Annotated in this window: 8 protein-coding genes; 1 reads left to right on the plus strand and 7 read right to left on the minus strand. The window is 73.0% G+C overall.

The genetic code is table 11. The features are described 5' to 3' along the window. Window positions 1-20: 20 nt before the first annotated feature. The 5 genes from BKD26_RS19305 to BKD26_RS19325 are packed head-to-tail and all read right to left on the minus strand — an operon-like array spanning window position 21 to window position 7072. Window positions 21-1346, minus strand: a complete 1326-nt coding sequence (locus BKD26_RS19305; protein ID WP_084899587.1) for a SidA/IucD/PvdA family monooxygenase — start codon at window positions 1344-1346, stop codon at window positions 21-23. Beyond that, a complete protein-coding gene (locus BKD26_RS19310) occupies window positions 1343-1930 on the minus strand; it encodes a GNAT family N-acetyltransferase (protein ID WP_084899589.1) in 588 nt (195 codons plus the stop codon). The genes BKD26_RS19305 and BKD26_RS19310 overlap by 4 nt, the downstream gene beginning before the upstream one ends. Beyond that, the gene (locus BKD26_RS19315; protein ID WP_084899592.1) at window positions 1927-3714 is read right to left on the minus strand and encodes an IucA/IucC family protein; all 1788 of its coding nucleotides are present in this window, start codon (window positions 3712-3714) and stop codon (window positions 1927-1929) included. Before BKD26_RS19315 ends, BKD26_RS19310 begins: the two co-directional genes overlap by 4 nt. Continuing rightward, window positions 3711-5249 carry a pyridoxal-dependent decarboxylase gene (locus BKD26_RS19320; RefSeq protein ID WP_084899594.1) on the minus strand — a complete coding sequence of 513 codons (1539 nt, stop codon included), beginning with the start codon at window positions 5247-5249 and terminating at the stop codon, window positions 3711-3713. The genes BKD26_RS19315 and BKD26_RS19320 overlap by 4 nt, the downstream gene beginning before the upstream one ends. 11 nt (window positions 5250-5260) lie before the next feature. Then, entirely contained in the window at window positions 5261-7072 is a 1812-nt protein-coding gene (locus tag BKD26_RS19325; protein ID WP_084899596.1) for an IucA/IucC family siderophore biosynthesis protein, read from the minus strand. 262 nt (window positions 7073-7334) lie between these two features. On the opposite strand from BKD26_RS19325, the gene BKD26_RS19330 reads away from it, so the two are divergent. Next, on the plus strand, window positions 7335-8789 hold the full coding sequence (locus tag BKD26_RS19330) for an MFS transporter (RefSeq protein WP_084899598.1): 1455 nt from the start codon (window positions 7335-7337) through the stop codon (window positions 8787-8789). A gap of 10 nt (window positions 8790-8799) precedes the next feature. On the opposite strand, the gene BKD26_RS19335 is transcribed toward BKD26_RS19330, so the two are convergent. After that, the gene (locus tag BKD26_RS19335) at window positions 8800-10842 is read right to left on the minus strand and encodes an iron ABC transporter permease (RefSeq protein ID WP_179166603.1); all 2043 of its coding nucleotides are present in this window, start codon (window positions 10840-10842) and stop codon (window positions 8800-8802) included. Between the two features lie 26 nt (window positions 10843-10868). Continuing rightward, complete coding sequence (locus BKD26_RS19340; RefSeq protein WP_084899603.1) at window positions 10869-11864, minus strand: iron-siderophore ABC transporter substrate-binding protein; 996 nt, start codon at window positions 11862-11864, stop codon at window positions 10869-10871. Window positions 11865-11883 lie beyond the last annotated feature (19 nt).

An 11883-nucleotide genomic window follows, 5' to 3' on the forward strand; every position in this document is an offset into this window, starting at 1 on the left:
CGGTCCGGCGGGCCCACCGCTCACGACACGCGCCTCGGTACGTCGAAGCTCGTGAACGCGCTCCGTTTCGGCAGGCGGTAGGTCTCCCGGCCGGTGATCGCGTTGAGGATCGTGGCGTTGCGTACGGCGCCGATGTCCAGGTTCGGGGCGGAGACGCCGTGGGCGTGGATCTCGGCGTTCGCCACGAAGACGCGCCCGGTGACGCCGTCGGAGAGTTCCACGGAGTGGTCCAGGCGCACGCGCGGGCGGCCCCGGCCGTCCCGGAGCAGCAGGTCGTCGACCGGCGCCAGGAAGGCGGGCGTCCGGTTGCGGTAGCCCGTCGCCGCCACGACCAGGTCGGTGGTGTGCTCGAAGCTCTCGCCGGTGTCACGGTGCCGGCAGGTCAGCACCGCCCGGCCCGACGCCGCGTCGACGGCGGCCGACTCGACGGTGATGCCGAAGCGCAGCTCCACCTCCGCCAGACCGTGCTCCAACTGGCGCCGGTACAGCAGCTCATGGACCTCCTCCAGCGTGTCGGTGGAGATGCCCTTGTAGAACTGCCACTGCTCCTTGACCAGCCGGTCCCGCACGTCCTCGGGCAGGGAGTGGAAGTACTGCATGTACGCCGGGGTCGTCAGCTCCAGGTTCAACTTGGTGTAGTCGAGCGGAGCGAACGACGAGGTGCGGGTCAGCCAGCTCACCGCCGGGCCGCCCTCGACGTTCCGCCCGAGCAGGTCCACCGCGACCTCGGCGCCCGACTGGCCGGAGCCGACGACCGTGACCTTCCCGGCGGCCGCCACGTCGTCCGCCCGGTACAGGTAGTCGGAGGTGTGCAGCAGCTTGTCCGCCGGGAGCCCCGCGAGGGCCTCCGGCACGTACGGCGCGGTGCCGATGCCCAGCACGAGGTTACGGGCCCGCATCCGCAGCCGGGTGCCGTCGCCGCGTACGGCGTCCACGGTGAAGCGCTCGCCGGCCGCGTCCCACCGGACCTCCTCCGCCCGGTGCGAGAAGCGCACCGAGGGCAGTTTGGCCGCCGCCCAGCGCAGGTAGTCCTCGTACTCGCGGCGCGAGGGGAAGAAGTTCTCCCGCACGGTGAACGTGTAGAGCCGGTCCATGTCGTGCAGGTACGCCAGGAACGACAGGGGGTGCCAGGGGGCCACCAGGGTCACCAGGTCGGCGAGGAAGTTCACCTGCATCGAGGCGTCGCCGAACATCATGCCCCGGTGCCAGGTCAGTTCCGGCTGCTCCTCCAGCACGACCAGGTCGACGTCGTCCACGGTGGAGGCCAGCGCGGCCAGGCCCAGGTTGAAGGGGCCGCAGCCGATGGCCACCACGTCGTGTTCGGTGGTGAGGATGGTGTCGGTCATCGGGGCATGTCCTCCTCCGCGCGCGGATGGATCATCAGGGCGGCGGTCTTGTCGGGGAAGGTGACCTTTCCGGCGGGCCGGAAGCCCGCCGCCTCGAACGCCTTCAGGGAGGGAGCGTTGGTCACGTCCGGCTCGGCGACCACCCGGGTGCACTCCGGGTCGGCGGCCAGCAGGCCCTCCGCGAGGGCCCGCAGCAGGGCCCGGCCCAGCCCCTGCCCGGTGCGGCCCACCTCGCCGATGGCGATGTGGACGCCCAGGTCGTGGGGGAGTTCGGGGTAGTGACCGGCGAGGCGGTCCCGGACCACCCGGTACACCTCGATGTACGCCAGCGGCCGGCCGTCCAGGTCGACCAGCACCGGCAGGATCGCGTCGCCCGCGAGGTGGCCGGCGATCTCCTCGTACCAGCGCTCGCGCGGCCACGCCTGGTGCCAGAAGGCGTCGATGTGCGGCGACTGCATCCAGCCGTGCACCAGGTCCAGGTCGGCGCCCTCGGCCCGCGCGACCCGCGCCGACCAGGGGCCGCTCAGGAGCGGGAGCGGCGGGCCGGGGACGGCCGCCCCCGGGGCGTGCTGTGCCGGTGTCATGCCGCTGCCTCCTGGAGGGGGTTGGGGGCGTCGAGGTAGACGGACTGGGCGTCCAGCGGCGCGAGGACCTCGTCGATGCCGTGCAGCCGGGTCAGCAGGTTGCCCTTGCACGGCAGGGTGTCCGCCTCCAGCCAGCGGCGCGCCAGCCGGTCGCCGTCCGGCCCGGCCTCGGCGAGCGCGGGCAGCGCGGCCCGCAGCCGGCCGGCGAGGACGGCGAGCAGGTCCCGCTCGTCCGCGAGGCCGTCGACGGCGAGGCAGCCGATGACCGACAGGGCCTGGTTGCGCAGCAGGTAGTACGACAGCCGGTCGTCGACCAGGGCGTCGTCGACCACGGCGAGAGTGGAGGAGTCGGCGCCGAGCCGCTTCAGCAGCCCGGGCAGGTACGACGTGGCCAGGTAGTAGCCCTGGTTGTCGCGGAAGGTGGATCCGGTGACCCGACCCTGGGCGTCCAGCCGGACCAGGGTGTTCTGCTGGTGCGCCTCCAGGCCGATGCCGGTCGCGGCGTACAGGTGCAGCATCGGCACCAGTACCCGGTCGGTGTAGTCGGCCGTCCACTGCTCGGCCGCGCCGGGGCCGAGCGCGGCGACCAGTTCACCGAGCGCGCTGCGGCCGAGGCCCGGGCGCGGCGCGACCAGGCCGACCAGGCAGCGCAGGTCGGCGATGCCGTCGGGGACTTCGCGCACGGCGACGTCGAGGCCGGTCACGTCCGGGCCCTGGGGGCGGCCCGGTTCGTCCACCGCGAGCCAGGCGGGGTCGCGGGTGATGGCGAACCCGGGGTGGGCGAGGAACGTGGCGTCGGCGTACCCGGCGTCGAGGAGCCGGTTGATCTCCAGGCCCCGGCGCAGCTCGGTGCGGGTCGACTCGCGGCGGGAGTTGGTCAGCCGCAGCCCGAGGGACAGTTTCAGCATCACGTCGGCGTCCGGCCGGTACACGGTCCGCACGCTGGACGTGGGCCACCACTCGGGGCCCAGCTCACCGAGCGGCGTGAGCGCGCCGGAGGCGACCAGGTCCTTGATACGGGGGCGGTGCAGCAGGTCCCGCGCCTGCCAGGGGTGCGCGGGCACCAGCACCCGCCCGTCGTCCAGGCGCCGTCCGGCCAGGTCGGCGAGGAGCGCCACGGTGTCCCGGCCGGCCAGGGAAGGGGCGCCCTCGACGGCGTCGTGCGACACCACCGACTCGTCGGCGGCGAACCAGTGCAGCCGGAAGGAGCCGCGCAGCTCGGGCGAGAACGCGGCGGCGTCATGGTCCGAGATGCCGTCCCGGCTCTTAGGCGCGGGATGGTTCAAGTGGCCGAGCAGCAGCGCCTGTTCGGCGTCGAGGAAGCCGTCCACCTCCGGGGGCGGCTGCGGATGGGCGCGGCGGTCGGCGATGAAGGTCGCGACCCGGCGTACGGATTCGGCCGTACGCTCCACCAGGTCTGCGACCTCCCCGGCCGGCACCCCGCCGGGGCGGCTGCCGCCGCGTACCGCCGCCTCGGTGGACAGCAGCGCGACCGCCGTCACCGGGTCGGCGACCGGGCCGAGCGGGCCGCCGGGGCCCTCCAGGCGGGCGGGGGCGAACCGGTGCCAGCCGGTGGGGGAGCAGTGGGTGACCTCGGTGACGAGGGTGAGCCCGGCGGTGGGCAGCTCGACCCGGAGCGGGCCGGGCGTGACGGGCGTGCCGGTCTCGCGCAGCCAGCAGCGCAACAGGGCCTCGATGTGGGCGTGTTCGGCGGCGCCCCGGGCGTCGAGTTGGTGCAGGGGATCGGTCTGGGTGGTGGTTGCCGCCGTGGTGGTGATGCTCATGCGGCGCCCTCCTCGAGGAGTCGTTCACAGGTGCGGCCGGCGTCGAGGACGGTGTCCACGAGTCCGTCGATGTCGTCGGTGGTGGCGGTGGGGTTGAGCAGGGTGAACTTCAGGCACACCCGCGTGCGGGAGCCCGGTCCGGCGGCCTTGACCTCCGTACGCCCGATGAGGGCGGTGCCGGACTCCAGCAGCCGTCGGCGCAGGGCGCCATTGAGGTCGTCGGAGACCTTCCGGTCCTGGGTGCGGTAGCGGAAGACCACGGTGGTCAGTTCCGCCGGGGCGACCAGCTCCAGCTCGGGTTCGGCGAGGATGCGCCGCTGGGCGTGGCGGGCGAGGTCGTGGCAGGTGTCGACCATCCGCCCCAGGCCGGTGCGGCCGTACGTCAGCAGTGTGGCGGCGGCCTTGACCGCGTCGGGGCGGCGGGTGGTCTGGAGGCTGCGGCCGAGCAGTCCGTCGTACCCGGCCTCGGCGTCGTCGACCGGGTTGAGGTAGGCGACCTCGCGGTCCAGGGAGGCGAACGCGGTGGTGTCGGAGACCAGCAGCACACTGGTCGCGGCGGGCTGCCAGCCGATCTTGTGCAGGTCGAGCGTGACCGAGTCGGCCAGCTCCAGGCCCGCCAGCCGGCCGGCCAGCCGCTCGGAGAACAGCGCGCCGAACCCGTACGCCGCGTCCACGTGCATCCACATGCCGTGCCCGGCGGCGATCTCGGCGATCTCGGGGAGCGGGTCGATGGAGCCGAAGTCCGTCGTTCCGGCGGTGGCGACCACCGCGATCGGTGTCCGGTCCGGGCCGAGCGTGTCCAGGAGGGCGGCCAGCGCCTCCGGCCGCATCCGGCGGCGCTCGTCGACCGGCACCGGGAACACGGCGGCCTCGCCGAGCCCGAGCGCGGCACACGCCCGGTGGGTGGAGAAGTGGGCCAGCTCCGAGCAGAACACCACCGGGCCGGGCAGCGCCCCGACGCCCTGCTCGCGGGCGTTGATGCCACGCCGAGCGGCGGCGGCGTCCCGGGCCAGCAGCAGGCCCATCAGGTTGGACAGGGACCCGCCGGGGGTGAGGACGCCGTCGGCGCGCTCCCCGAGGCCGGCCAGCCGGATCAGTACGCCGATGAGCCAGCGTTCGACCGCGAGGGCGGAGGCACCGGAGTCGTAGGTGTCGAGCGAGGCGTTGCCGGCGCTCGCCAGGGTGTCGGCGGCGACGGCGACCGCCAGCGACGGCGGTTGCAGGTGGGCGGCCGCCCGCGGGTGGGACAGGTCGATGCCGTGCTCGGTCAGTACGGTGGCCAGCAGCTGGAGCGCGGCCTTGGAGCCGAGCCCCTCGGTGGGGAGGTCGGCCGGGCCCAGCGCCCGGGAGGCGGCGGCGAGGACCTCGGCGGGGGTGCCCGCCGGGATCGGCCCGTCCGGGCGGCGGGCGGTGGACGCGGCGTCGATGGCCTCGGCGAGCGTGGCGAGGACCTCGGCGAGCCCGTCGTGGGACCCGGCGAGCACGGACGGCGGGAAGGGGGACAGCGGGGGTCGGGTTTCGGTCAGCGGTGTCACGCCCTGCCTCCTCAGTGCTCGGCCAGCGGGTTGGGGTGCGTGCCGTTCGGGTACAGCGCGTGGCGCAGCGCCCGGTCGGTGTACCGGGTGACCACGATCCGGTCCCGGTTGAGGCCGTAGCGGGGGATCTCGGGGGTGAGCAGGTCGTACTCGGCGAACCGCTCGGTCAGTTCGGGGAACCGCTGCTGGAAGTCCAGGATCGTCTGCCGCACCAGGCGCCAGAACGTCTTCTCCGGTACGCCGAGCTGGTCGGCGCAGAGCGGCGCCAGGTACCGGAAGTGGCCGACGAACACCTGGTCGACGACGTGCTGCTTGATGATGGAGGGGTGCTTGCGGGGCAGCACGTGGTCGTGTCCGTCCGGCTCGGGGCCGCGCTCGGGCACGTCGGTGAACGACACGCACACGTCGTCCACGAAGTCCTTCAGGTACAGGCGCGTCGGTACGTCGTTCTCGTCGTACCCGATCAGGGTGTTCTGCCCGTGCGGGTTGAAGGTGACGCCGTACCGGTACAGCACGTGCATGATCGGCACGAGGAGGGTGCCGAAAAGGCGCCGCAGCCACTCCTGCGGGTCGAGCCCGGAGGCGCGGACCAGCTCGGCGACGAACGCGTCACCGGCGTGGTCGACGTGGAGGAGGGAGGCGAAGGTGCGCACCCGCTCGCCCTGGTCCTTGCGCGCCGTCACCGAGTCGCGCCAGATGCAGCCCAGCGTCTCCAGGTGCTGGTAGGGCGCGTCTTCCAGCGTGGTGAGGTAGGGGTGCCGGACGGTGACCGAGGCGACCTCGCCGAGGAACACGGTGCGGCACTCCTCGGTCAGGAACGCGTCGCGCTCCACGAGCCCGCGCAGCCACTGGGTGACGACGGGCGCGCCCATGGTGCAGTGCGGCGGGATTCCGCGCCAGACCAGGGTGTTGAGGATTTTCAGTGGCAGTTTGACGTCGTACCGCTCGGGGCTGGTGACGTTGGCCATCGTGCGGATGGACTGGCCCGGCAGGTACGCGTCCGGGCTCTCGCCCAGCGGGATGATGCGGCGCTGCGCCACATCGGCGGCGTGCAGGATCTGGACGGCGTGGTCCCACTGCCAGGGGTGCACGGGCATCCAGACATAGCCCTCGGGGCCGACTCCGGCCTCCTGGAGGACGGCGGTGAACCGGGAGCGGGTCTCGTCGTCCAACTCCCGGGCGTGGATGTCGTTTTCGGACAGCTCCGAGGTGCCGCGGAACTCGGCCAGGCCCCGGTGGACGGCCACCCACTGGAGTGCCAGCGGCTGGGCGGACTCGGGGGCGTACTGGCGTACGTCGGTGGCGGAGAAGCCGATGCGGCCCTTGTTGGCCACGAGGAGGTTGTGCCCGGTCATGCGGCACTCCAGCTCGGTGTGGCCCAGGGCGCGCATCTCGGCCACCGTCTCGCCGCCGTGGGTGATGCGGGCGGCGTCGACGGCGAGGGTGGCGGACAGTTCGGTGAAGTAGGTGGCGATGGTCGACGGGTCGCTGCCGATCGTCGAGGCGGCTTCCAAGAGGAACTGCTGGGCGTCCCAGGCGGGTTGGGCGATGGAGTTGCCGAGCATGCTGGTGGCGGTGCGGGTGATCGACCCCGGGTCGACCCGTAGCCAGCCGAACGCGCCGGGCGTGGCGCTGAAGGCGTACGTGGTGCCGCTGTCGAGGTCGATGCGGTAACCGCCGTCACTGGTCTCGACCGCCTTGAGCATGTCCTCGAAGCACCACTCGCCTATCGCTTTGGCGAGAAGTCGTCGGTTGGCCTCCCGCCAGGCTGCGGGGGCCACGTCGGGCAGCGCGGGCACGGGATGGTCGGCGGGGGTGGGCATCAGGCAGCTCCGATGTATGTCCGGATCAGTGCGCTCGAACACCTGGACGTTCGAGCGGAGTTAGATTAGGTTAGGCTTACCTAATGGGCAAGGTCAACTTTCGGCCACGGGGCCGGAGTTGCTGCCTGATGGCCAGTCAGCTCCAGTGCCCGGATTGGCCGCCCCGCACTTCTCCTGGAGGTGATCAGCGGTGCCTTCCCGCCGTCCTGCCCCGCGATGCACTCCGCGATGGACTTTCGCCCTGGTCAGCGCCGGTGGCGTGATGATGACCCTGGACGTCACCGTCGTGAACGTCGCCCTGTCCGACATCGCCCGGGATCTGGAGGCGGGGCTGGGCAGGGTGCAGTGGACCGTGTCGGCGTACTCGCTGGCGTTCGGGGCACTGCTGCTCACGGCCGGCGCCCTCTCCGACCGAATAGGCCGCCGCGCCGTGTTCACCGCCGGCATGGCGCTGTTCACCCTCGCCTCGGCCGCCTGCGGCCTGGCACCGGACGCCGGCACCCTCATCGCCGCCCGCGCCGCCCAAGGACTGGGCGGCGCCATGGTGTTCGCGCCCACCCTCGCGCTGATAGCCGCCGCGTACGAAGGGGTCCGCCGCCAGGCCGCCATAGCCGCCTTCGCCGCCATCGCCTCAGCGGCCGGCGCGCTCGGCCCGATCGTCGGAGGGCTGTTCGTCCAGGTACTCGGGTGGCGGTGGATCTTCCTGGTCAATGTGCCCATCGGCATCCTCGTCGTGGCCGGTGCCCTCAGCCGCATGCCCGAGTCGATGGCGGCGCGGGACACCCGGCGCCGGATGGACCTGCTGGGTGCGGCGCTCGGCGTCGGCGCGCTCCTGGCGCTGCACTACCCGCTGGTCACGGGCCCCGAAGTCGGCTGGGCGGCGCCGGAGGTGCTGGTCTCGGCGGTCGCCGGCGTCGTACTCGCCGTGGCACTCGTGGCCAGCCAGAGCCGTGGCGACGGCCTGATCGACATGACGCTGCTGCGGATCCGGGCGTTCTCCGGCGCCGCCGTGCTGGGCTTCCTCGCCCGGCTGTCCAGCCTCGGCGTACTCGCCTTCGTCACGCTGTGGCTGCAGAGCACCCACGCGTACTCCCCGCTGGAGGTCGGCCTCCAGCTGCTGCCGCTGACGGGCAGTCTGCTGATCGCCGGGCTGTTCGTCGCCCGGCTGCAGAAGGTGTTCCCGCCGGACGTGCTGGTCGCCGGGGGGTTCGCGGCCCAGGGGCTCGGGCTGCTCGGGCTGGCAGCCGCCGGTTCGGGCAGCGGGCAGGCCGTCACGGTCGTCGCGCTGGTGCTGCTCGGTGTCGGAGGGGCCGTCATCTTCCCGCCCCTGATGGGCGTCGCCGTGGGCGCCGCGCCCGCCGACCGGGCCGGGATGGCCTCCGGGCTGACCAACGCCTGCTACCCGCTCGGCACGGCGACCGGCGTCGCCGCCTTCGGAGCGGTGTTCTCCGCCCGCTTGAGCGATGGTCTGGGCAGCGGGGTGGCCGCCGGCCCGGCGCGCGAGGCCGTCGAGACCGGCCGGTTCGAGCTCCTCGACCCCGCGCTCCAGCCGCTCGCCCGCACCGCCTTCTCGGGTGCCTTCACCGCCGTGTGCCTGGCCTCCGCGCTCGTGTGCCTGCTCGGCGTGCTGGCCGCACGCACGCTCAGGCCCGAGGCGGAGGCCATCGGCGGCACCGCCGAGCGGCGCGCCCGGTCCCGTGTCGCTCAGACCTCCTGAGCACCGGCGGTCACAGCCGCCGCAGCAGCCACACCAGGTACGGAGCCCCGACCAGGGCGGTGACGATGCCCACCGGGATCTCGGTCGGGGCCAGCAGCCAGCGGCCCAGCGCGTCCGATGACACCACCAGCACCGCACCGAGGACGGCCGCCATCGGCACCATCCGGGCCGTGTTGTTGCCGACGATCCGCCGGGCCAGGTGCGGCGCGACCAGTCCGACGAAGCCGACCGCGCCCACCGCCGCCGCCGTACCCGCCGCCAGCACCGCGCCCGCGCCGAGGACCAGGAGCCGGGCACGGCCCAGCTCCAGCCCGAGGGCGCGGGGCAGTTCGTCGCCGAGCGAGAGCAGGTTCACCGGCCGCGCGGCGACCACCAGGCCGACCGCGACCAGGGCGGGCAGGGCGAGCCAGCCCAGCGCGGAGAAGTCACGGGCGTACGTGCTGCCGGCCAGCCAGCCCAGCGCGGAGGAGATGTTCATCTGCGCGCCGACCACCATGATGTTGACCAGGGCCATCGACGTGGCGGCGGCACCCAGGCCCACCAGCACCACCCGGGTCGGATCCAGCCCGGTCCGGCCGTCCTTCCCGCTCCCGCGCGCGACCAGCACCACGAGTGCGAGCATCAGGATGCCGCCGATCCCCGCCGCGGCCGGCAGGGCCACCAGCGGCGCCGACGGGACGACGAGGATGACCGCGATCGCGCCGAGCGACGCCCCGCCGGTCACGCCCACCAGACCCGGCTCGGCCAGGGGATTGCGTACGACCGCCTGCACCGCCGCCCCGGCGACCGCCAGGCACGCCCCGGCCAGCGCCGCCACCAGGATGCGCGGCAGCCGGTAGTCCACCACCGCCTCGGTGATCTGCTCGGCCGACCCGAACAGCGACGCGACGAGCTGGCTCCAGGTGATCTCCACGTCCCCGACGCGCAGCGAGAGCACCATCGCGACGGCGAGGGCGACCAGCCCGCCGCCCAGCGCGACCGCGTACGCGGGGGCGCGCCGCTGGTCGGAGACCACGACCGCCGCCCCGGTGTCGGCGTCGCCGGTGCTCACCCGGCGGGCCAGCGCCATGAACACCGGGCCGCCGATCAGCGCCGTCACCACACCGACCGGGATCTCGGCGGGCTGCGTGGCGGACGGCGTCACGATCAGCTGCGCGGCCGCGTCGGCACCGAGGACCAGCGCGGAGGCGAGCAGCGCCGCCATCGGGATGAGCAGCGCGTGCTTGCGGATGCCCAACTGCCGCACGATGACCGGCCCGATCAGCCCGACGAAGCCGATCGGCCCGGCGAGCGACACGGCCGCGGCCGACAGCAGGACGGCGACCAGGAAGGCGGCCGGGCGGACGCGTTCCACCCGTACGCCCATGGCCTCGGCCGTCTCGTCGCCGAGCGCCAGCAGGTCCAGCGGACGCGCCAGGAACGGGGCGAGCAGCGCGCCCACGGCGACGACCGCGCCGAGGATCAGGGGCCGTTCCAGACCGGACTGCATCAGGGTGCCGTTGCCCCAGAAGAACAGCCCGCGGGTCGCCTGGACGTCGAGCATCTGCAGGAACTCGGCCGCCGACGTACCCGCCAGTGCCACGGTCGCACCGGCGAGCAGCACCCGGCCGGGTGTCATCACCCCGCTGCGGCTGAGCAGGTACACCACGCCCACCGCCACCAGCCCGCCGAGGAAGGCCGCGCCGCCGGACGGGAGCGGGCCGAGGCTGATGCCGGTGAACGCCACCAGCACCACGGCGAAGTACGCCCCGGCGTTCACGCCCAGCGTGTCGGGCGCCGCCAGGGGGTTGCGGGTCGCGCCCTGGACGAGCACGCCGGACACGCCGAGCGCCACGCCGACGACCAGGCCGGTCAGCGTGCGCGGCAGGCGGCTGCCGAGCAGGACGTCCTCGGTGCGCGCGTCCCCGTGGCCGAGGAGCAGGTCCACGATGTCGCCGATACCCACACCGGACACACCGAGACCGAGGTGGACCACGCCGACCAGACACAGGACGAGGGACAGGGCGCCGCCCACGAGCACAGCTCGTGGGCGGCGGCCGAGCGGACGGGCCACGGGGGCCGTCAGTCCTTCCGGGGCCATCAGACCTTCAGAGCCTTGCCGGTCTCGTCGAGGATGTGCAGCGCCGACAGCGGGCCGCCGAAGAGCCAGGTGCCCGGGTCCAGCGGCAGGGCCTTGTCCTTCTTGACGAACTCCAGGCCCTTCCAGACCGCGTTGTCCTTGAGGTCACCGGTGAAGGGGTTGTCGTTGTCGGCGGCGACGTACAGGAAGGTGGCGTCCTTGTCGGCCTTGGTCAGGCCTTCGACGCCGACCGTGGTCATGCCCCAGGCGTCGGACTGGCCCTTCCAGCCGTTCTTCAGCCCGGCGAGGTTCAGCACCTGCGGGGCGATCGCGTCATCGGTGAGCATCCGGATCGACGCGGTGCCGTTGGCGGTGAAGCCCTGCGCGAGCGCGTACTTCAGACCGCCCTTGCCGGCCTTGTCCAGCCGTGCCTTGAGGTCGGCGGCCTTGGTGTCGATCTGCTGCGTCACCTCTGCGGCCTTGTCCTCCTTGCCGACCGCCTTCGCCAGCTCGCCGAAGTTCTTCTTCATCGTTTCGAGCTGCGGCTTGGTGGTGTACGTGAACGACAGGACGGGCGCGATGGCCTGGAGCTGCTTGAGGTTGGCCTTCGACCGGTCGTTGTCGATGACGATGAGGTCCGGCTGGAGGGCCCGGATCTTCTCCAGGCTCGGCTCGTTGCGGTCCCCGACGTCGGTGACCTTGTCCGGCAGGCCCGCGCCCTTGGCGGTGATCCAGGTGCTGTAGCCCTTGTTGTCGGCGTTGCCGGCCGGGGTCACGCCGAGCGCGACCAGCTCCTCGGTGTACGTCCACTCCAGCGCCACGACCTTGGTCGCCGGCTTGTCCAGGCTGACCTTGCCCTGGGCGGTGTCGACGGTGATCTTGCCGTTGGCGGCCTTGTCCCCGCCCGTCTTGTCGTCGGTGGTCTCGCCGACCGTGCCGGACCCGCAGCCCGCGGCGGTCAGTATCAGGGCCACAGCGGTACCGCCCGTCGCGAGGGCGCGCAGCATTTTCTGCATGGTCGATCTCTCCTTGTGT

It is taken from the genome of Streptomyces sp. CB03238, from assembly GCF_002099185.1.
Lineage (GTDB): Bacteria > Actinomycetota > Actinomycetes > Streptomycetales > Streptomycetaceae > Streptomyces.

Bases quoted from the DNA above. Each gene is read 5' to 3' on its own strand.
- BKD26_RS19305 (WP_084899587.1), bottom strand. From the start codon at position 1,346: ATGACCGACACCATCCTCACCACCGAACACGACGTGGTGGCCATCGGC.
- BKD26_RS19310 (WP_084899589.1), bottom strand. From the start codon at position 1,930: ATGACACCGGCACAGCACGCCCCGGGGGCGGCCGTCCCCGGCCCGCCG.
- BKD26_RS19315 (WP_084899592.1), bottom strand. From the start codon at position 3,714: ATGAGCATCACCACCACGGCGGCAACCACCACCCAGACCGATCCCCTG.
- BKD26_RS19325 (WP_084899596.1), bottom strand. From the start codon at position 7,072: ATGCCCACCCCCGCCGACCATCCCGTGCCCGCGCTGCCCGACGTGGCC.
- BKD26_RS19330 (WP_084899598.1), top strand. From the start codon at position 7,335: ATGATGACCCTGGACGTCACCGTCGTGAACGTCGCCCTGTCCGACATC.
- BKD26_RS19340 (WP_084899603.1), bottom strand. From the start codon at position 11,864: ATGCAGAAAATGCTGCGCGCCCTCGCGACGGGCGGTACCGCTGTGGCC.